Source organism: Arthrobacter sp. AFG20, assembly GCF_002892795.1.
GTDB lineage: Bacteria > Actinomycetota > Actinomycetes > Actinomycetales > Micrococcaceae > Arthrobacter.
Genome location: NZ_PJMC01000030.1, coordinates 1 through 20,465, shown reverse-complemented (window position 1 = coordinate 20,465; position 20,465 = coordinate 1). Strand labels below are relative to the sequence as shown.

At 63.6% G+C, this 20,465-nt stretch carries 20 protein-coding genes and 1 pseudogene; 12 read left to right on the top strand and 9 right to left on the bottom strand.

The window, feature by feature from the left end:
- Window positions 1-406 precede the first annotated feature (406 nt).
- Together CXZ05_RS21920 and CXZ05_RS21915 are read right to left on the bottom strand one after the other, a co-directional pair.
- A complete protein-coding gene (locus CXZ05_RS21920; RefSeq protein WP_180987498.1) occupies window positions 407-925 on the bottom strand; it encodes a nuclear transport factor 2 family protein in 519 nt (172 codons plus the stop codon).
- Window positions 925-1,581, bottom strand: a complete 657-nt coding sequence (locus CXZ05_RS21915) for an EthD domain-containing protein (protein ID WP_180987497.1) — start codon at window positions 1,579-1,581, stop codon at window positions 925-927. Before CXZ05_RS21915 ends, CXZ05_RS21920 begins: the two co-directional genes overlap by 1 nt.
- Before the next feature lie 269 nt (window positions 1,582-1,850).
- Here CXZ05_RS21915 and CXZ05_RS21910 point away from each other — a divergent pair, with 269 nt between their 5' ends.
- From CXZ05_RS21910 to CXZ05_RS21900, 3 genes are all read left to right on the top strand, one after another.
- On the top strand, window positions 1,851-2,300 hold the full coding sequence (locus CXZ05_RS21910; RefSeq protein ID WP_102974566.1) for a cupin domain-containing protein: 450 nt from the start codon (window positions 1,851-1,853) through the stop codon (window positions 2,298-2,300).
- A gap of 173 nt (window positions 2,301-2,473) precedes the next feature.
- A complete protein-coding gene (locus tag CXZ05_RS21905) occupies window positions 2,474-4,054 on the top strand; it encodes an acyl-CoA carboxylase subunit beta (RefSeq protein WP_219726584.1) in 1,581 nt (526 codons plus the stop codon).
- An 11-nt stretch (window positions 4,055-4,065) separates the two neighbouring features.
- Entirely contained in the window at window positions 4,066-4,383 is a 318-nt protein-coding gene (locus tag CXZ05_RS21900) for an EthD family reductase (RefSeq protein ID WP_102974565.1), read from the top strand.
- A 257-nt stretch (window positions 4,384-4,640) separates the two neighbouring features.
- On the opposite strand, the gene CXZ05_RS21895 is transcribed toward CXZ05_RS21900, so the two are convergent.
- From CXZ05_RS21895 to CXZ05_RS21880, 4 genes are read right to left on the bottom strand one after another with little or no spacing between them, the layout of a single operon-like run.
- The gene (locus CXZ05_RS21895) at window positions 4,641-5,306 is read right to left on the bottom strand and encodes an MBL fold metallo-hydrolase (RefSeq protein ID WP_146033136.1); all 666 of its coding nucleotides are present in this window, start codon (window positions 5,304-5,306) and stop codon (window positions 4,641-4,643) included.
- Window positions 5,228-5,683, bottom strand: coding sequence for an MBL fold metallo-hydrolase (locus CXZ05_RS21890; protein ID WP_146033135.1), 456 nt, complete (start codon window positions 5,681-5,683; stop codon window positions 5,228-5,230). Before CXZ05_RS21890 ends, CXZ05_RS21895 begins: the two co-directional genes overlap by 79 nt.
- A gap of 4 nt (window positions 5,684-5,687) precedes the next feature.
- Window positions 5,688-6,473, bottom strand: a complete 786-nt coding sequence (locus CXZ05_RS21885; protein WP_102974562.1) for an SDR family NAD(P)-dependent oxidoreductase — start codon at window positions 6,471-6,473, stop codon at window positions 5,688-5,690.
- 26 nt (window positions 6,474-6,499) lie between these two features.
- Window positions 6,500-7,798 (bottom strand): alkene reductase, encoded by a 1,299-nt coding sequence (locus CXZ05_RS21880; RefSeq protein WP_102974574.1) that lies wholly within the window; start codon window positions 7,796-7,798, stop codon window positions 6,500-6,502.
- On the opposite strand from CXZ05_RS21880, the gene CXZ05_RS21875 reads away from it, so the two are divergent.
- From CXZ05_RS21875 to CXZ05_RS21845, 7 genes and pseudogenes are all read left to right on the top strand, one after another.
- The gene (locus tag CXZ05_RS21875) at window positions 7,761-8,375 is read left to right on the top strand and encodes a TetR/AcrR family transcriptional regulator (RefSeq protein ID WP_102974561.1); all 615 of its coding nucleotides are present in this window, start codon (window positions 7,761-7,763) and stop codon (window positions 8,373-8,375) included. The genes CXZ05_RS21880 and CXZ05_RS21875 overlap by 38 nt on opposite strands.
- A gap of 120 nt (window positions 8,376-8,495) precedes the next feature.
- The gene (locus CXZ05_RS21870) at window positions 8,496-10,031 is read left to right on the top strand and encodes a class I adenylate-forming enzyme family protein (RefSeq protein ID WP_102974560.1); all 1,536 of its coding nucleotides are present in this window, start codon (window positions 8,496-8,498) and stop codon (window positions 10,029-10,031) included.
- Complete coding sequence (locus CXZ05_RS21865; protein WP_102974573.1) at window positions 10,028-10,849, top strand: fumarylacetoacetate hydrolase family protein; 822 nt, start codon at window positions 10,028-10,030, stop codon at window positions 10,847-10,849. The genes CXZ05_RS21870 and CXZ05_RS21865 overlap by 4 nt, the downstream gene beginning before the upstream one ends.
- A 45-nt stretch (window positions 10,850-10,894) precedes the next feature.
- A complete protein-coding gene (locus CXZ05_RS21860) occupies window positions 10,895-12,661 on the top strand; it encodes an acetyl-CoA carboxylase biotin carboxylase subunit (protein WP_102974559.1) in 1,767 nt (588 codons plus the stop codon).
- Window positions 12,661-13,530, top strand: coding sequence for a CoA ester lyase (locus tag CXZ05_RS21855; protein ID WP_102974558.1), 870 nt, complete (start codon window positions 12,661-12,663; stop codon window positions 13,528-13,530). The genes CXZ05_RS21860 and CXZ05_RS21855 overlap by 1 nt, the downstream gene beginning before the upstream one ends.
- Window positions 13,531-13,574: 44 nt before the next feature.
- Window positions 13,575-14,054, top strand: a complete 480-nt coding sequence (locus tag CXZ05_RS21850) for a MaoC family dehydratase (RefSeq protein ID WP_102974557.1) — start codon at window positions 13,575-13,577, stop codon at window positions 14,052-14,054.
- Between the two features lie 58 nt (window positions 14,055-14,112).
- A pseudogene (locus tag CXZ05_RS21845) lies at window positions 14,113-15,471 on the top strand (class I adenylate-forming enzyme family protein); the annotation flags it as partial.
- A gap of 87 nt (window positions 15,472-15,558) precedes the next feature.
- Here CXZ05_RS21845 and CXZ05_RS21840 read toward each other — a convergent pair.
- From CXZ05_RS21840 to CXZ05_RS21830, 3 genes are all read right to left on the bottom strand, one after another.
- Window positions 15,559-16,173: a TetR/AcrR family transcriptional regulator gene (locus CXZ05_RS21840; RefSeq protein WP_102974572.1), complete on the bottom strand. Its 615-nt coding sequence runs from the start codon at window positions 16,171-16,173 to the stop codon at window positions 15,559-15,561.
- A 122-nt stretch (window positions 16,174-16,295) separates the two neighbouring features.
- Window positions 16,296-17,486: an acyl-CoA dehydrogenase family protein gene (locus tag CXZ05_RS21835; protein WP_102974556.1), complete on the bottom strand. Its 1,191-nt coding sequence runs from the start codon at window positions 17,484-17,486 to the stop codon at window positions 16,296-16,298.
- 37 nt (window positions 17,487-17,523) lie between these two features.
- Window positions 17,524-18,000: a MaoC/PaaZ C-terminal domain-containing protein gene (locus tag CXZ05_RS21830; protein WP_102974555.1), complete on the bottom strand. Its 477-nt coding sequence runs from the start codon at window positions 17,998-18,000 to the stop codon at window positions 17,524-17,526.
- 361 nt (window positions 18,001-18,361) lie between these two features.
- On the opposite strand from CXZ05_RS21830, the gene CXZ05_RS21825 reads away from it, so the two are divergent.
- Together CXZ05_RS21825 and CXZ05_RS22905 are read left to right on the top strand one after the other, a co-directional pair.
- Window positions 18,362-19,714, top strand: coding sequence for an MFS transporter (locus CXZ05_RS21825; protein ID WP_102974554.1), 1,353 nt, complete (start codon window positions 18,362-18,364; stop codon window positions 19,712-19,714).
- 278 nt (window positions 19,715-19,992) lie between these two features.
- Window positions 19,993-20,465 (top strand): CocE/NonD family hydrolase (locus CXZ05_RS22905; protein ID WP_219726582.1); only part of this gene is annotated, 473 nt, incomplete at its 3' end.

The following is a 20,465-nucleotide window of genomic DNA, read 5'->3' as shown; positions in this document are numbered from 1 at the left end:
CGCCAGGCATGGCCTCTCTTGCCCAACCTGTTTCGACGTCTCTGTGGCGATGCGCCGGGGTGTCCCTGTCATGTTGGCATCCAGGAGTTTCGAGAGCCGCCGTCAGAAACGAAGGAAGCGGGCCTTACTTCGATAGCCGGGCGGCTCCCTGCCCGAGGTCAGATTGGGGTGTGCTTGAAGTTGACGGCATCACGGTCGGCCAGTGGTCTCATGGGCCAGAAGTACATTCAGTCCTGGGAGACCTGAGCCTCGATATCTGGCGCTGGTTGTCCGCCGATCCACCGACAAGCCGCGTAACTGGCTTCCAAGCATGATTTCGCCTTTCGCACCCGCAGTTAGTTCCATTTCCGTGTGAAGCCGCCAGTCCAGGTCCGGCAGCGTGGCAAGCCAGCAGTGAACGGCGAATTTACCCAATCTGTTGCGGGAGCAACGAGGGAATCCATTCGGGGTCCGGGGCCAGGAAGTCCTGGTCGCGCAGTGAAGGCGACTCGTCCGTCAGGAGATCGATCCTTTTCCGGACGAGGCGCATGACTGAAATTCGCCACTGCCCGTCGAGCCGTCGGTATTCCTCCTCGTAGGTTCCGTATCCCCGGATCCCGTAGAGTCCGGGGACCTTGGCTCCGCGGTAGTCCCTGCTGTCCCTGGGCCAGACCAAGTAGTCATGCATCGACCACAGGCCCCTGATCGTGTCGCTGTCAATTGACGTCATCCGGGGAATGAAGCCCTGATGGATCGAGTCGACACCGTCCAGGAAGCTGGCGGCGCCCTGGACGAATGCGTCGGCGTCTCCGGTCGCGAAGGGGAAGCCCGCGAACATGGCATTGTCATGGAAGAGGCGCCTGAGGTCCGCCCAACGCTTTGCGTCCAAGTGGCGGAAGTAGTCGATCTTCAGGTTCCTGGCGTCTTCAAAATCGATGCAGCTCATCAGATGATTACCAGTTCCTCCGCAGAATATACGTGGATATTGTCGAGCATGCCTTGTATCTGGCAGAGTTCGTCCGCGATAGCCGCTGCTGCGTCGGCCGCCGACTGCGCGCTGGTGAAACCGAAGGCAATGGCAACTTGGGGAATGCGTGGCTCGGACCGCAAGGCTTTGCGCGTTAGCAATGGACCGCCTGGGTTCAAGTAATTGACGCTCGCGGTGAGGGCGCCCGACCATTCGGCCGCCCGGAGATTTGTCCATGCCGTCATTGCCTCATGGTCCGCGGACGTGTCGCTGCGCCAACGTGCGAGCAGCCACAACTTGTGTGGCGAGGGTTCGTACAGGTCATCGGCAGAAACCGGGCCGCCAGTGAGCCCGCTGAGGAAGTTTGGTTCGTCGGCGGCGAGTCGTCGGGCGACATCAGAGTCGAAGCCTGCGTGGACCACGCTCTCATCTTCGAACCACAGCTCAACGATGCCGTCGACGGCGTAGGCGTCGGCCGAAGGCGATGCCGATGGTGGCCGTACGTGATTCTGGCGGTAGGTGATCACTCCAGGCAAATCGCGGGCTATGTCTGCATGCGTGGTCGACCAGTGGAGGCGGAAGTCTTCCCGCGGCATCCCGTCGCGTTTCTCCAGGTACGTGATCCGTTTGGGCATCCTCAAACTCCTTTGGTTGGCGGCATGTCGATTCTGCACGTGAAAGCAGTCCAAGGTCAATACAAGCGTTTGTTCGTTCCGCATGTGGAAATAGACGGGGTCGATCGGGACGGACGTGGCGGAGATTACAGAGGGTGCGGCTTCGGTCGCGAACAAACGTTCGTCTTGACCGAAATGCGACTCGACTGGATACTTGCTAAAGGGGCGTCCGCCCGCTTGGTTGGACGATCCGTGAGCGTGCCACCGATGCCACTTTGAAAGGACCAGCGATGACAGACGTCGCTTTTGATATCAACAGGAACACCGACATCTTCCGTGTTCACCGTGCCGGCGATTTGCAGGTCGCCCCTGGTCAGACCCAGAATGCCCGACGCATTTCGGGGGTGAGCAAGGAGAACAGTGCCGCCGACAAGCTGTGGTTCGGGAAGGTTTACACCGGCCCAGGTGAAATTTCAGATCCGCACCACCACGGGGAAGCGCAGACCGGTGGATATGTCTTCAAGGGCCGCGGTTTCATCCGTTACGGCGAGGGTTACAGCGAGATTGTCTACCTCGAAGAAGGCGACTTCGTCTTCGTGCCGCCGTTCATGCCCCACATTGAAGGCAATGCCAGCAAGACCGAGGAGCTGATCTGGATGACGACGCGGACTCCGGACAACATTGTTGTGAACCTGGCTGACCAGGACGTCGCCGAACTGGAGATCGACTACCGGTCCTGACGGCTGCCGGCGGGAGGCTTTCCTGATGTGCATCAGGCGGGCCTCCCTTCGTTTTTTCTGGACCGGAAACCCTGTCGCGCAGCCGGAGAATCAGTCCGGGGCTAGACGAGCGAGCGCTTGTTCGTATACTGGTTAAGCGTAAGTATTTATCTGCTTTTCAACTGGAGGCCTTTATGAGCACCACCACGATCACGGAAGCCGAGGTGCCGACGGCGGCAGCTGAGGCGCCCACCGTGCACGAACTTCTCCGGGAGAAGCTCGAGCAGGCAAAGATCGGCGGTTCAGAGAAGAACCGCAAGAAGATCGTCGAGTCCGGCAAGCTGCTGGTCCGCGAACGTCTTGCCCTGCTGTTTGACGACAACGAATACATTGAGGACGGGCTCCTGGCCCGCTTCGAAGACGGATTGCCGGGCGACGCCGTCGTCATCGCTTTCGGACGCGTCGACGGCCGGCAGGTCTGCGTGATCGCGAATGATTTCAGCGTCAAGGCCGGTACTTGGGGGAACAGGACGTTTGAGAAGATCACGGCGGCACAGGAGAAATCCAACGCGGCCGGGATCCCTCTGGTTTACCTGTTCGATTCCGCCGGGGCCCGCATCGACGAGCAGTTTGAGAGCTTCGCGGGCCGCCACGCCTGGGGAAACATCTTCTACAACCAGGTCCAGATCTCAGGACGTGTGCCGCAGGTGTGCGCCCTCTTCGGCCCTTCCCCGGCCGGCTCGGCCTATGTTCCGGCACTATGCGACATGACCATCATGGTCCGTGGCCACGCGACGGCCTACCTTGGTTCCCCGCGCCTGGCGGAGATGGTGACGGGGGAAAAGGTCACGCTCGAGGAGATGGGCGGGGCCGAGATGCACTGCACGGTCTCGGGTCTTGGCGATGTCCTCGTGGAAGACGACGCGGAAGCAATTGCCGCCATCCGCGTGTGGCTGAGCTTCCTGCCCGCCAGCTGGGAGCAGCCCGCCCCCGTTGCCCCCGCACTGGAGCCACGCCCCGGCCGCACGCTGGAGGAGATCGTTCCGCTACGCGAGGCCGAAGTGTTCGACATGGAAGAGTTCGTCGAATCCCTGGTCGATGAAGGGAGCTGGTTCCCCTACAAGGAGCTCTTCGCCCCCGAAATGCTGACCGGGTTTGCCCGGATCGGAGGGCGGCCTGTCGGACTCGTCGGCAATCAGCCCAAGCACATGGGCGGGTCGATCTTCCCCGACTCCTCAGACAAGGCAGCGCGGTTCATCTGGATCTGCAACGCCTACAACATCCCGATTATCTTCCTGGTGGACATCGCCGGGTACATGATCGGTTCGGCTGTGGAGCGCCAGGGCATCATCCGGCACGGCGCCAAGATGATCTTTGCCGTCTCGGAATGCAGGGTCCCCCGCATCACGGTGCTGGTCCGGAAGGCCTACGGCGGCGGCTACCTGGCGATGTCCGGCGCCCCGATGAATCCTGACGCGGTGATTGCCCTTCCCACCGCCCGCCCGGCGCTAATGGGTCCGGATGCGGCGGTCAACGGCATCTACTACAACCAGATCCACGAGATCGAGGATCCCCAGGTACGCCAGAAGTTCATCATGGAGAAGCACGCCGAGTACGCGGAAGGGATCGATGTCTTCAAGATCGCCAATGCCAACGCCGTGGAAGCCGTTGTGCCCGCCAATGAACTGCGGGCGGATCTAATGGTACGCCTGGATCTCTACGGCCGGCGCAAAGCTGTCCCCGTCGAGCGCCGCCAGGCCGTGACTCCGGCATAACGGGACTACCGATGATCAAGGTTGTTGCTGTCCTGACCGCCAGAGATGGCCTGAGCCGGGACGAATTCCTCCACAAGTGGAACGTGGAACACCCTGTACTTGTCCGCAAGCTGCCCGGATTGCGGCGCTACCGGCAAAATCCTGCCATCGAGCACCCGAAGCAATGGCCGTTCAATGGCATGGCTGAACTCTGGTTCGACAGCGTGGCCGACGTGAAGACCGCCTATGCGGGGGAGGAAGCAAAACTCCTCTTCGAGCACGAGCACGAATTCCTCGCCGACATGCGCTGGTTCCTGGCAGAGGAGAGGGAAATCGACCTTAACTCCTAGGAACCTCAGAGGGGCCGGACCCGCTGTGAAACTGCTCACAGGGTCCGGCCCTTTGACGTTTACGGCATACTCCCGCAGCCCCGAGCGTGCCGCGGCCGCCGGGCCCGGAAGGCGGCCGAGAGTGAGACCTTCGCTCCCTCCCTGAGCGCGGCCATCAAGCCGTTGCCGGCAGGGGAGCGGCGCTCCGGCAGAAGGGCCGTGTAGCAAGGAAAGGGCCGGACCCGTGGTGGTCCGGCCCTTTTGCCTTTGAAATGCCGTCAGCTGCGGATGAGGGTGACCGCTTCGGGAAGGCCATGGATATCGTGCCGGTAGCCCGATGTCCGCAGGTATTGCAGGTGCGCGGCGGTCTCGCTCAGGGCCAGACGCAGCTGCAGGTTCGACAGGGAGGCGAATCCCCGTGACCAGCTCAGCCTGGCGGCGATGGTCCACACCGTGGGATTTTTCTGCGCGATGAGTTCCTGCACCACTTCTTCCGACCGTTCTAGCGCCACGGCCTTCAGCTGCCGGACCCGGTCCCGCAGGCCCCTGAACCGGTATTCATGGGCAGGGAGCACCTCGAAATGGGTGTCTGCGTCGAGCCGGTCAAGGGACTCCAGGCAGCTGCGCAAGGGATCGGTGTCCCCGCGGATTTCCAGGGAAACGTTCGGTGAGATGCTCGGAAGGACGTGGTCGCCGCTGATGAAGACCTCGCGGCCGGCATCCCGGAGGCAGATGTGCCCGGGTGTGTGGCCCGGTGTTTCCACCACGGTGAGCTGGTCGAATCCGGGCAGGGGAACGGTGTCCCCGCTGCCCAGCCGCAGGTCAGCGTCGGCCAGCTGCCTCAGGTGCATGAGGCCGTCAACGCTCATCGCTGCCTCGCTGATGCGCTCTTCCGGCACGCCCCATGTGCGCATCCTGGCGCGGTCGGCCGCGCTTTCGTCCAAGGGATCCTAAACGCGGAGATGTATCGCTTCTCCGCGCTGCCCAGGGCAACCCATGCGCCGGACTGGCCCCTGAGCCAGCCGGCCATGCCCAGATGGTCGGTGTGAAAGTGCGTTGCCAGGATGCCGGTGACGTCCCGGATCCCGAGCCCGGCGTTCCGAAGGCCGGCTTGGAGATCCAGCCGTCCCTGGGGGCTGTCAAAGCCCGGGTCGATGACGAGGCAGTCCGCTCCTGCGGCAAGAACATAGGCGAGGGTGTAGCGCATCGGGTTGCCGGGAAATGCCACGGGTACCGACCACAGGCCCTCTGACAGGCATTCAACCGGCGGCATGACCTTCTTCAGCCATGCCTGGCGCTGGACTGTACCGGTGATTTCCACGAGGTCAGCCCCGGGCCGGTTCGAACAGCCGGAAGACCTGGGTCGCTCCGCCGTCAATGACGAGGTCTGCCCCGTTGATGCTTCGTGCGTCGTCGGTCAGGAGGAAGGCGATGGCGGCACCGATCTCGTCGGGGTCCACGATCCTTCCTGTGGGGACCTTGTTGGGGACCTGGTCACGCACTTCCTGGATGACCATCGGAGTGTCCACGACGCCCGGGCAGATCGAGTTAACGGTGATCCCGGTGCCCCAGAAATCCACGAGCAACGAGCGTGTGAGATTTGAGAGGCCCGCCTTGGAAGCTGCGTAGCTGGGATAGGGATAGCCGGTCGTCCCTGCGATGGAAGAAACATTGACGATCCGGCCCCAGTTGGCGGCGATGAAGTCCTCCGCGAAGGCCCTGATCAGGGCGAACGGACCCACCAGATTGATGTTGATCGCGCGCGAGAAGGAATCCACGTCGTGATCCAGAAGCATCTTGCGGTCCAGGATTCCTGCCGCATTGATGAGGGCATGAACGTCGCCCACCATGTCCTTGACGTCGGCCCGAAGGCGCGCGACATCGTCGGGCCGGGTAACGTCGGCTGCGAAGGCGTGCGCTGTTATCCCTTCGGCACGCAGCTCCTCAACTGCGGCCTGACAGCGCGCGAGGTCCAGGTCGACGCACAGCAGCGTGTGTCCGGCCAGGCCGAGTCTCTTGTTGATTCCGCGGCACATGCCGCCCGCGGCTCCGGTTACCAGCACGTTCAGACCCCGAGGGGCCTCCAGGCCGCTTATGTGTTGCTCCGCCATGTTCTGGCTCCTTGATCGTCCGGTTCTCAATTCGAAGACTGCAGTTCGGGGTAATCGGTGTACCCTGCAGGACCCCCGCCGTAGAGGCCTTCGTGGCGGAGGCCGGTGAGTTCCGCGCCGGTCCTGATCCTGCGGGGCAGGTCCGGGTTGGCAATGAACAGCCGCCCAAAACCGACAAGATCAGCATCGCCCGCGCTGACCGCCGCCGCCGCAGTGTCAGGAGTATGGCCTCCTGTGACGATGACTGGCCCGTCGAAGAGCCCGCCCAGTTCAGCGCTTTCAATCGTCTCGGCATCGGGGCGGGCGTCAAGGGAACCGGCGATGCCGGGTTCGACGAGGTGGAGGTAGGCCAGTCCCCGTTCGCTGACGCTCCGCACCAGGGCCGAGTAAAGGCCCCGCTTGTCCGGATCAAACACGTCCATCCAGGTTGACGAGGGTGAAATGCGCACGCCTATCCGGCTGGCGGGAATGACTGCACTGACGGCGTCAATGACCTCATGGAGGAACCGCAGGCGGTTCTCCGTGGACCCGCCGTAGCGGTCCGAACGCCGGTTGGCACTGGAGTTCAGGAACTGATCGAACAGGTACCCGTTCGCGGCATGGAGTTCCACGCCGTCAAAACCGGCGGACACCGCATTTCGTGCTGCGGTGGCGAACTGGGCGACGATCTCGGCGATGCCCTCTTCACTGAGCTGCCGGGGGACCTCGAAGGGAATACGACCGTGGGGGCTGCGGTACTGCCAGCCGGTGATGGCCACGGGCGAGGGCGCCCAGGGCGGGGTGCCGTCAGGCTGGACGGATGAGTGGGCCTGTCGACCGACATGCCACAGCTGTGCGTAGACCGCCGCTCCGCGGGACTTGGCGGCTGCGACTACGGGGCGCCAGCCGGCGACCTGCTCAGCTGAATACAGCCCCGGGACCCGGGCATACGAGGCGCCCTGCGGGGAAACTACGGTTCCTTCGCTGATCACCAGGCCGGCGCCCGCCCTCTGCCGGTAGTACTCGGCCATGAGGGGTGTCGGCACGCCATCCTCCTGGGCCCGGCTCCGCGTCAGGGGCGGAAGCACCAGGCGATTGGGAAGGGTCTGCCCGCCAAGGACCAGCGGTTGGAAAAGTTGATCGAACAAGACACACCTCACATAAAAAGGAGTACGATCGTTCGTACGTTCGCATTTCAGTGAACGAGTTTGCGGCGCGAAAGTCAACACGTGAACCGGCGGGCGCCGGCGCCAAAGGGGCGCGCAGGTCCAGGAATGAACACGACGCGCACACGGAAAGGTGCAGGCAATGACGGTGTTGATCGAACGGAACAGTGCTGACGTCATCCGGGCTGAGGCGGCCAAGCTGTTTTTCGAGCGGGGCTATGACGCGACGAGCCTTCGCCAGGTGGCGGCTGCCTCGGGACTTAAGGTGGGCAGCCTCTATAACCACATCGACAGCAAGGAACATTTGCTGCTGCAGATCATGGGCGGGATCATGGATGACCTTATGGGCTCCATCCGGCGCGCGGTCCAGACGGACGGTGACGCCGTGGACAGGCTCCGGGCCGCCCTGGCCGCGCATTTGCGGTTCCATGCCGAGCGGGCGCGGGAAGTGTTCATCGGCAACACCGAACTCCGGTCACTCTCCGAGGACGCCCGCAAAGTCGTGATCGAAAAACGCCACGAATACGAACTGCTCCTGCAGGAACTCATCGAAGAAGCCGGCCGGGCAGGCCTCGCCGAAGTCATCGACGCCAGGATCCACGTCTACAGCTTCGTCGCCCAGGCCACCCACATTGCATCCTGGTTCAAGCCCGGCGGACGCATGTCCCTGGACGAAATCGTCGCCGTCTACACCAAACTGGCCCTCCGCGAACTGAACATCCACGCCGCCCCGGAGGTACTCCACCCAGTGGGTTGAGGAAGCCGCTCGGCGTGGAGCGTTGCGCATCCGCGCGTTCGGACGTACGCTTGTTCGTATTGCAGGAGCCGCCAGCGCGGGTAGCTTCTGGCAGCTGAATTTCGTTCCAGAGAGGCAACGATGCGAACTATTGGAGACTGGATTCGCCTGAACAGCCGGCGCAACCCTTCGCGGGAAGCGTTCGTCGGCGTGGACGGCAGAGTCACGTTTGGCGAAGCCGCGGAAAGGGCCTGGCAACTGGCCAGGGGACTGCGCGGTTCTGGAGTCGGTCCGGGGGTGGGGGTTGGTGTCCTGGCCGGCAACTCGGTATTCAACGCCGAAGCGTTCCTCGGGGTAGCAGCCGCCGGCGGCGTGTACATCGCCTACAACTGGCGGTGGGCCCCGGCCGAACTCGCGGCCGGTATCCGGGAGACAGAAGCCAAAGTCATTTTGGTGGAAGAGGCCCAATTGCCGTTGCTTGAGCAGGCCCTGGACATCGTCGCCGAAAGCGGACAATCCCTGCCGCTCGTTATCCGGCAAGGCGCCGAAATCGATGCCCTCCGCGTCGGGACAGGCCCGGCAGAGGACACGGCAACACCCGAGTCGCCGCTGTGCATCATCTACACGGGCGGAAGCACCGGCACCCCCAAGGGCGTCGTCCTGTCCCACAAGTCGGCCCTGGCAAACGCCATCAACGAGATGTACGACTGCGGCGTCGGCAGCCGGCCCAACGAACGCGGACTTATCGTCACGCCCCTGTTCCACTCCGCGGCCCTCCTGTGCTGGCTGGTCCCGCATTTCATCGCCGGGGCAACGAGCGTCATCGCGGAAAAGTTCAACGACGAGTCAGTCGTGGACCTGGTGGGCCGGGAACGGATCACCAATACGTTCATGATCCCCAACATGATGCGCCGGCTCATGGACCGCGGCGTGCTCCAGGACCCGGCGATCCGCAAAAACCTCAAGAGCGTCCACACCGGGGCAGGCCTGCTCCGGATGCCGGACAAGGAACTCTTCACCGAGATGCTTCCCGGAGCCGACCTCTACTTCCGCTACGGCCTGACCGAAGCGGGACCCATGGTCACCCGGCTCAAGCCCTCCGACATGCTCGACCCCGCGGTGGACGGATCCATCGGCACCGAATACCTACTGGTCGAAGCCCAGCTGCAGGACCCGGACGGCCGGGAAGTCCCCGCCGGGGAACTGGGGGAGATCTGCGTACGGGGGCCCGGCGTCATGACCGGATACTACGGGCGCCCTGAGGCAACAGCTGAGGCCCTGCGCGGAGGGTGGCTGCACACCGGAGACCTCGCCACCCGCGATGACAGGGGTTACTTCTACTTCCGCGACCGGCTGAAGGAAATGATCAAGACCGGCGGGGAGAACGTGTATTCCGCCGAGATTGAGCAGGTCCTGCACCTTCACCCCTCTGTCCTGGAAGCAGTCGTGGTCGGCGTACCAGACCCCAAATGGGACGAGGAAGTCCGGGCCGTCGTCGTACTTCGCAACGGAGTCCAGACCGACGCGGCCGAACTTTCCGGCTTCCTTCGCCAGCACCTCGCCGGCTACAAGATCCCCAAGAAAATGGTGTTCATGCGACCCGAAGAATTGCCCCGATCGGCTGCAGGAAAACTGGTCAAGAGCCAGCTGAAAGTGAATCTGGGGTGGAGCGCATGAAAATCGCAACCATCCGCACCGGGAGCGGAACGCACGCCGCCGCCATCGACGGCGGCAAATTGACGCCACTGGACTTCACCGATGTGGGGGCCTGGCTGCAGGCCGGATCCCCGGAGTGGTCCAGCCACGTCGCCGGGACGCCCATCAGCATCGACGAGGCCGATTTTGCCCCCGCCGTTACCAGCCCGGGCAAGATCATCTGCGTTGGCCTGAACTACCGGGACCACATCCTGGAAATGGGAAGGGACCTGCCCGAATACCCCACCCTGTTTGCCAAGTTCTCAGACTCGCTGATAGGCGCCCACGACGACATCGTGCTCCCACCCGGCTCGGGCAGCGTCGATTGGGAAGGCGAGCTGGCAGTCGTGATCGGCTCCGCCGTCAGCCGCGCCGACGAGAGCGCGGCGCGCAACGCCATCGCCGGATTTGCTGTGGCGAACGATGTTTCGGCACGCGACTTCCAGCGCCGCACCCCCGAATGGCTCCAAGGGAAGACCTTTGACAGGACGACGCCTCTCGGCCCCTATCTCGTCACCGCCGATGAAACGGGACCCGAGCCCGACCTGGACATCAGCTGCGCCGTGGACGGCAACACCAAACAGCACTCCCGCACCTCGGAACTGGTTTTCGGGCCCGTGGCACTCATCCGGTACATCTCGGCGATCACCACTCTGCGGCCCGGAGACGTCATCCTCACCGGTACGCCCGGCGGTGTCGGGGACGGACGCAACCCCAAGGAATTCCTCGAACCGGATTCCGTGCTTGAAACCAGCATCAACACCCTCGGTGCCACCGCCAACCGCTGCGTCGCCCGCTAACCACCGGCGCTGCCGACTCTTTCTTACTCATGACAAGGAACCACCATGTTTAGCAAAATCCTGATCGCCAACCGGGGCGAAATCGCTGTCCGCGTTATTCGCAGCTGCCGGTCCCTCGGCATCCAGTCAGTAGCCGTTCACTCCGAAGCCGATTCGGCATCCCTGCACGTCCGCGAAGCCGATACTGCGGTGGATCTCGGCGCCGGCCCGGCAAGCGAAAACTACCTGAACATCGACCGCATCATTGCCGCTGCACTCGAAACCGGCGCCGAGGCAATTCATCCCGGATACGGCTTCCTCTCCGAGAACGCCGCCTTCGCCCGGGCCGTCGTGGATGCCGGGCTCGCGTTCATCGGACCGAGCCCGGAGGCGATTTCGACCATGGGCGAAAAAGTTGCCGCCAGGGCAGTGGCGGTCGCTGCCGAGGTGCCGCTCGCCCCGGGCTCCAAGAACGCCATCACCAGCGCCGGAGACGTCATCGACTTCGGCGCCGAACACGGGTATCCGATCCTGGTGAAGGCCTCAGCCGGCGGCGGCGGCCGCGGCATGCGCCTGGTCGAATCCGAAGCGCAGGCAGAGGAAGCCGTCGCGGCCGCGGTCCGCGAAGCGACAGCGGCATTCGGCAATGGCGAGGTCTACCTGGAGCGTTACCTCACCAGTGCACGGCACGTGGAAGTCCAGGTTTTCGCCGACAAGCTCGGCAATACGGTCTATGTGGGTGACAGGGACTGCTCCGTCCAGCGCCGCCACCAGAAGCTGATCGAAGAGTCCCCGGCCCCGGGCCTGTCCCCGGAGCTGCGGGCATCCATGGGTGCGGCCGCTGTCCGGCTCGCACAGCACGTCGGCTACGCCGGTGCCGGGACTGTGGAATTCCTGGTGGAGGGCGAAAACTTCTACTTCCTCGAAATGAACACCCGCATCCAGGTGGAACACCCGGTCACCGAAATGGTCCACGGGGTGGACCTCATCGCCGAGCAGATCCGGGTGGCAGCCGGCGAGGAGCTCAGCATACGGGACCGCCTGACGCCGCACGGCGCGGCCATCGAAGCCCGCATCAACGCCGAAGACGTGGCCGGGGGCCGCTTCCTTCCGGCGCCCGGCCTCATCGAGGAACTCACGCCCCCCGAAGGCGAAGGCCTCCGCTTCGACGCCGGCTACCACAGCGGGGATGAAGTGCTTCCGTTCTACGACAGCCTCATCGGCAAACTCATCGCCTATGGGCCGGACCGCGAAACCGCCTTGGCCAGGCTCGAAGACGGCCTCGAACGGCTCGTCATACGTGGCGTCCCCACCACCGTCCCTGCCTCCCTGCAGGTCGTGCGCCACGAAGACTTCCAGTCAGCACGTTTCACGACCCGCTGGCTCGAAGAAACCGTCGACTTCTCGGACGAACCCGAAGACGAACCCCTGGCCCGCAACGAGGTCGAAGTCGGCGGACGCTTCTACATCATTCCGCAGTTCTCCGACCGCCCCGGCGCAAACACCAGCACCGTAGCCGCCGTCGCTGCTGCACCCATGGACGACGCAGCAGCCGGCGGCCAGCGCACGCGAAGCACCCGTGCCCGCGGCAAGGGCAAAGCCAGCGACGGCAGCGTCAAGGCGCCCATGCAGGGAACCATCATCAAGGTCAACGTCGAAGAAGGCCAGGCCGTCACCACCGGAGACATCCTCTTCGTCCTGGAAGCAATGAAGATGGAGAACCCGATTCAGGCGCCGGCCGCCGGCATCGTCGGTCCCATCCACGCCGGGGTCGGCGACTCGATGGCAGCCGGAACCCTGCTGACCCAGCTCGTCCTGGAAGGGGCCAACTGATGAAACCCTACCGTTCACTCCTTTTCGTCCCCGGCCACAAGAGAAGCTGGATCGACAAGGCCCTTGCCTCCGAGGCTGACGCCATCATTATCGACCTGGAGGACTCCGTCCCCGAGACGGACAAGGCACTGGCCCGGGCCAACGCCCGCGACGCCCTCAGCGTCCACACCGGGGACAAGGGTGTCCTCATCCGTCCCAATGCCCTCGACACCGTTCACTTCGGCGCTGACATCGCAGAAACCACGCACGGGAACCTGACCGGTTTCCTGCTGCCCAAGCTGTTCTCACGCGATGACGTGGTCCGCTTCGACGCCCTGGTCACCGCCGCCGAAATCGCCCACGGGATATCCAGGGGAACGGTGCAGCTGATTCCGTCCCTGGAAACGGCGGCATCCATCAGCAAGGTGGACGAGATCCTGGCCGGGCCCCGGATCGGCGGAGTGATGGCGGCGGCAGCCAAAGACGCCGACGTTTCCCGCGAAGTGGGCTTCAGTTGGACCGCAGAAGGAACAGAGACGCTCTACCTGCGCAGCAAGGTCGTGCTGGCGGCCCGGGCAGCAGGTCTGCGCAGCATCGTCCTTGGCCTCTGGCAGGAGGTCAGCAACCTGGAAGGCCTCCGCCGCTTCGCCGCAGCCAACCACGGCCTTGGCTACACCGGCCAGGTGCTGATCCATCCCACCCACGCCCCGGTCACCAACGAGTCCTACGGCCTGTCCCCGGCAATGCGCGATTACTACCAGGGGCTCGTCGAAGCCTTCGACGAAGGCCAGAGCCGAGGGCACGGCGCCGTCTCCTACCGCGGAGACCACATCGACCTTGCCCATGCCAACCACGCCCGCCAGGCACTGGCCTTCGCCGGCAGCAACTGAGAATCAACCAAGCCACCAGGCCCACACCAAACAGGAGACACACCATGGCCGGAATGTATTACGAAGACTTCCAGGTAGGCGAAGTGATCCGCCACGAAGTCACTAGAACCGTCACCGAGACGGACAACCTGCTGATCACGGCGTTGACCATGAACGTGCAGCCGCTGCACCTGGACGCCGAATTCTCGGCACAGAGCATGTACGGCAAGCAGATCGTCAACAGCATCTTCACCCTGGGACTCGTGACAGGGATTCCCGTCCAGGACACAACGCTCGGGACCACCCTGGGAAACCTCGGCTTCCGGGACATCGAATTCCCTAAGCCCGTCTTCTTCGGTGACACCCTGCGGGTGGAGACCGAGGCGCTGGACAAGCGCGTCTCCAATTCCAGGCCGGAGACCGGGATCGTCGGCATCGAACACCGCGGCTACAACCAGCACGGCGACGTGGTCTGCGTTGTACGCCGCACCGCGCTGATGAAGAGGAACCAGAACGCAGAAGCTGAGGTTCCCTCCAACGCTTAGGCCCTTGTCCCAACACCAAAGCCTAAGCTCGTGAACAGGGGCAGGCCGGTCGGCAGCGATGCGGCCGGCCCGCCCGTTCCACGATGAGAACAGAACACCAGCCATGCCTTTCCTGAACAGACTCCGGACGTGGGCAGAACTGCGTCCCGACGGCACGGCCGTCGCCGTGGACGGCCGGGGACTCACCTGGGCGGAACTGCAGACAGCCGCCGAGCAACTGCTCCCCGACACCCCCGGAACCTGCGTCCTGTCCGCACCGAACTCAACGCAGTTCGCGGCCAGTTACTGCGCTGGTGTCGCCAAGGGGCGGCAGGTTGCCGTTCTCGACCCGGACTGGACCGCCCAGGCACGGGAAGAGATCACCCGCAGACTTCCCCCGCCGTCCAGAGCCGAAGGCACGATCCTGGAAGACGGGGAACCTGACTCTGCCTTCCTCATAGGTTTCACCGCCGGGACCACGTCCACACCAAAGGCCTTCACCCGTTCGCGCCGGTCCTGGGAGGCCTCCTTTGAAGCCTCCATTCGGTTTTTCGATCTCAGGCCCGATGATAAGACCCTTGCCCCCGGACCACTCTCGGCGAGCCTGAACCTCTACGCCCTGTCCGAGTGCCTGTACGCTGGGACCGAATTCCACACACTGGGAAAGTTCGACGTCGCAGCTTCGCACGAGGTCATCGCGCACCATGGCATCACACGGCTGGTTCTTGTCCCCACCCTGCTCCGGCTCCTCAGTGAGCGCGGCCTGACGGGTTGCGTGGACGGCTCCGCCATCCGCACCATCATCTGTGCCGGATCGAAACTCGACGCCCGCACCCTGGCAGCCGCCCGGCGCTGGGCACCCCGTGCCACGATTTTCGAGTACTACGGCGCTGCCGAACTCAGCTTCGTGTCCGGCCGCGGCCTCGCCCCGGGAATGTCACTCGACGCCGCTGGGACCGCTGTCGGGTCCCCTTTCCCCGGCGTGCAGGTGCAGATCCTCGACAATGACGGGACCCCCGTGCCGGACGGAACCCCCGGAAATATCAGCATCAAAAGCCCGATGGTGTGCCGGGGGTACGTCTGGGGCGATGACGGCAACGCCTTCCGCCGCCTCGGAGACCATCACACCGTCGGCGATCGAGGGTACCTCCACGGCTCCAGCCTCCACATACTCGGCCGGAGTTCAGACATGATCGTCACCGCAGGCAAAAACGTTTACCCTCATGAGGTGGAACTGGCCCTGGCATCTATTCCCGGGGTCGAAAGTGCCGTCGCAGCCGGCATGCCGGACGATATGCGGGGCAGCCGGATCGTGGCAGGAATTGTCCCCTCCTGCGGAGGCCTCACCGCCACCTGGCTCAGTTCGGGGCTGGACGAAGTCATAACCCGGGACAGGAAGCCACTGCGCTACTATCTCCTGGACGAGCTGCCCCTGACCGACCGGGGCAAGATGAGCCGCCGGATGTTTCTGGACTGGATCGGCAACGGTGACCCCAGAATCCGTCCCCTGCCCGAGGCAGGCGCGTCAGCGGCGCTGGTCGACCCGTGCGTCGGCGTCCGCGACGTTGAGTTCCCGGAGGGCGAGTTTGGTGTAGACGGCGACGATGTCGTCCAGGGACATGCGTCCGCCGGGTTTGAACCAGGACGCGATGTGGGTGGCCTGGGCGACCAGGCTGTACATGTGGATGCGGGCGTCGATGACCTCGGCGAGGCCTGCCCGGCCGGTTTCTTCGATGAGGTCCTGCAGGAACAGTTCGTACTCGTGCCGCTTTCCGATGACGACTTTGCGGGCGTCCTCGGAAAGGGAGCGCAGTTCGGCGTTGCCGATGAATACTTCCTGGGCACGCTCGGCATGGAACCTCAGGTGGGCGTCGAGTGCGGCCTGCAGCCTGTCCACGGCGTCGCCGTCAACCTCAGTGGCCTTTTGTGCACTGTCCATGAGGTCATCGATGATGCCGCCCATGATCTGCAGCAGCAGGTGTTCTTTGCTCTCGATGTGGTTGTAGAGGCTGCCCACCATGATGCCGACGGCGGAGGCCACCTGCCTCAGGCTGGTCCCGTCGTATCCGCGCTCGAAGAACAGTTTTGCCGCTTCATCACGGATGGCTTGCGCAGTTCCGCGTTCCGCCGTTGCAACCATGTACGCCACCTATCGTCGTCAGTGACCCAAGTTTAACGCACGGACACTTGTTTGCCTTCCTGGCGCGGCCAGTGCGGGGCCACGCCAGGAAGGGGACCGGGTGACTCGATGGAAGCCCGGGGTCAGTACGAGCGGGGAAGGCCCAGGTGCTGCTCCCCGATGTAGTTGCGGATCATGTCGTCCGTGAGCGGGGCGAAGGTGTAGAGCCGGGCGTCCCGGAAGTAGCGTTGCATGGGCAGTTGCCGGAGGAAACCCCAGCCGCCCATGGCCCGCATCCCGACGTCGGTGGCAGTGGTTGCGGCGTCGGCGGCGGCGAGTTTCGCCATGGCCGAGAGGGTTTCGTCCGCTCCGGCATGATCGTCTGAGGTCGTGGCAGCCTTTTCCAGGAGCAAACGGGCGCTTTCCACTTTGACGCTGCAGTCGACGAGCTTGTGCTGGAGGGCCTGAAAGGCGCCGATGGGCCGGCCGAAGGCGTTTCGTTCCTTCACGTATCCCACGGCGTAGTCCAGTGCGCCGCGGGCAATGCCGAGCGCGACGGCGGCCCCGTTCAGCCGTTCTCCGTTGAGGGTGCCCAGGACGTGGCGGAAGCCTTTATCGACGTCGCCGAGCACCAGGTCGGCGGGCACACGAACGTCCGTGAAGGTGATGTCGCACTGTTCCAGAGCGCGGATCCCCATCGTGTCGATGGGGGTTGTTTCAATGCCGGGGGTGTCGCGGGGAACGATGAACATGGTGATTCCGTCAATCGAGGACCGGCTGATGTCACTGGTGCGTGCCAGGACGATGAGGTAGTCGGCGTCGGAGGCCCCGCCGATCCACTTCTTGGCGCCATTGATCAGGAAGGATCCGTCGGGCCGCTCGACGGCCCGGGTGGTCATTGCCCGTGCGACGTCGGTTCCTCCGGCCGGCTCGCTCAGCGCGAATGACATTTTGGCGTCGCCGGCGAACAGCGGGGCAAGGAACCGTTCCTGCTGGTCGGGGCTGCCGAACGAATGCAGCAGCTCGACGCCCATGTATTGGACCACGAAGCTGACTCCCATCGAGGTGGCGCGGGCGCCGAGTTCCTCCAAAACCATGGTCTGGCTGCGGTGCCTGGCTTTGGCGCCGCCGATCGTTGACTCAAGCTGAACGAATCCGGCTTTTGCCAGCGCGCGGAAAAGCTCGACGTCGTAGGTCTCGCCCTCGTCATGGGCCGTCAGCCGCTCCTCGGTGACGTGTTCATCCAGAAGCTGAACCAGCCGTCTTCGCAGCTCCTCCGGGGACGCGGAGCCACCAGCCGTGGTGTAAGCCTGATGGTGTGTGGTGATGCTCATGGGAAGCTCCTTTGCTTTTGATCCGACGGTGAAGCGCTTAGCGGCGCTTGATCAGGAAGCTGCTGGAGAACGTCATGACCGTGCTGCCATCCTGCTTCACCACCGTGTAGTCGATGGTCCACAGCCCGGCGCCGGGCTTGCTGGTTTCCCGGGCCTCGCTGACCAGGGCTTCCACGCGGATCGTCTCGCCAATGAAAACCGGTTTCACTGCCCGAACGGATTCCAGGCCCAGCCAGGCGATGACATTGCTGAAATAGCCCGTTTGGGTCATCAATCCCAGTGCTACCGAAAGTGTCAGGGGGCCGTGTCCAATCCGCTGGCCGAAGGGCGTCTGGGCCGCGTACTCCTCGTCCAGGTGCAGCGACACCCAGTCGCCGGTGAGCCCGGCCCACTGGACCAGGTGTGCCTCCGTGATCGTGATGCCGGGGCTCTGCAGCCGGTCACCTGTCACCAGATCGTCCCAAAAGTGATCGGGGCGCCCCTTGACGAGTCTTTCCTGGACTTGCTCGCTCATCTGTTCTCCTTTGGTGGGCTTTGGTTCGAACCAGGGTGCGGCCGCATCCCGCAGCCGCCTCTACTCCCAGCATAGACTAACGGGCGTTTGTACGGATAGAGCCTCGGGCCGTTCCGGCGAGATCCGGCGCGCCGGGGCCGGTCAACAGTAGGACGCTTCAACTCAAACACCCGCCCCACTTGCGTGGGATCCACATCACACTCTAAACTTCCAAAACGAACGCTTGTTCTTCAATTTCTCCAATCGCCGAGCATCGAAGAGGACTGGAGTGCTGTCAAGGTCTCCTGATTGTTCCGGAGCCCCCACGTCGCCGGTGACGGCCAGCTCTCTAGACTCTTAATAACCCAAGGAATGAGTTCCAATGTCGGAATTGACTAATCCTGTTCAAGCTCCCCCAACTGCTGTTGCGGATGCGCCAACGTTCGATCCGCGGATCGCGCGGCGGGCCGTAATGAGCGGTACCTTCGGCACCGCCCTGGAGTGGTTCGACTTCGCCGTATACGGCACCCTCTCGGCAACTTTGTTCCCGCAACTCTTCTTCCCGAGCTTCGACGCGAACACGGCAATCCTGGCTTCCTTCGCAACCTTCGGAGCCGGCATGGTCGCCCGCCCCCTTGGCGGAATCGTCTTCGGTGCCCTGGGGGACAAGATCGGCCGGCGGAACGTTCTCATGTTCACCCTTGTACTCATGGGTGCATCGTCGGTGCTGATCGGCCTGCTTCCCAGCTACGCAGTGGCGGGGATCCTCGCGCCCACGCTCCTGGTTGCCCTGCGCTTCCTGCAGGGCTTCGCGCTCGGCGGCGAAGCCTCCGGCGTCCAGGTACTCGTCGTCGAGCACGCCCCCACCGACCGCCGCGGCCTCTTCGGCGGCATCCTGGCGACCGGTTCGCCTCTCGCCCAGACCTTTGCGTCCCTCACGCTCACCGGGCTCGCTACTTTCCTGTCGAAAGACGACTTTGCCTCCTGGGGATGGCGGGTTCCCTTCCTGATGGGCGTACTCCTGCTCGTCGTCGGGATGTTCATTCGCCGGCGGGTTGAAGAAACCCCCGCATTCAAGGAGAGCCAGAAGAAGGCCGCCGAATCGGCTATCCCGCAGGAGCGTGCCCTGGCAGTGATCATTAAGAAGCCCGGCACGGTCATCAAGCTGGTGCTGTCCTGGGCTGCGTCCACAGGACTGTTCTGGATCAGTGTCACCTACGCCGTGAGCTACCTGACCAAGCAACTCCACTACGACAACTCCATCACCTTCGGGCTCCTGCTCATGGCAAACCTCATCTCCATTCCCGCTGCTTTTTTTGGCGGCCGGCTCAGCGACCGCATCGGTCGCAAGAAAACCTTCCTCATCGGCCTGGCCATGCAAGGCATCGCCGCAGGAACCATGTTCCCGATCATGAACTCCATGAACTACCCGGCAAGCGCCGCCATCATCGCCTTCGCACTGTGCGGGATCCAGGTCACGGCAGGGACCCAGGCCGCCTTCTTCTCGGAATCGCTGCCGACGACCATGCGCTACACGGGCTCAGCCCTCGGCATGACCATGGCAGGCCTGATTTTCGGAGCCCCCATCCCGTTCGTCGCCGCATGGATCTTCCAGAACACCAGCAATGGCACGCTCGCCCTGACCTGCATCGGCCTCGGTCTGGTACTGATCTCCGTCATTGCCACACTGTCGCTGCCTGAGCGCTACAAGCAGTCCCTTCACCAGCAACACTGACCGTCCCCCCGAATCCAAAATCTCCGGGTTCGCTGACCCTCCCTTGCCATCCCTGGCCCCCGGGCCGCGCCCAAGAAGGCGCGGCCCGCGGTTGAATCCTGCGCCAAACAATCCTGACGACTCCAGTGAGGCCGGGAGCGAATGGGCTGCAGCCGCGCACACAGGTGCCGGCTCCGTCGTTCAACCGGGACAGGAGGCGGTGGAACGCAGATAAAGCAAACTCCCTGGTCGGGTGAACCACGGCGAAAAAAGCCGCATCACGAAAGGTCGATTACTGCATGACCGGAACAATGACGTACCGGGCATCACGACAATTAACACGGCTTGCCGTGCTGTTGTCGGCGTGCCTCGTCTCCACAACAGCGGTGGCGACCCAACCCGCCGTGGCTGCCGAACCGAAGTCTTATGGATCCGTCGCCACGACTGACATCGAAATAAAAATGGGTGACGGGGTTACTCTGGTCGGCGATGTCATGTACCCCGCCGACCCCGCTACGGGGAAGCGAATCGCAGCTGACTTCCCCGTCATCCTGTCGCAGACGCCGTACGGCTGCGACTCTTCACAAACGAACTCAGGATTCAAGAACGCCCCGTTCTTTGCCGAAAACGGATACATCCTCGCCTCCGTCTGCGTACGGGGAAGCGGCCGATCAGGAATCTCAATGTTTCTGTCAAGCAGCTTGAGCGCTGATTCTTGGCATTGGTTCCTGGTAGGTGGTGTGGTCGCGGAGCATGGCCCAGAGGACGTTGA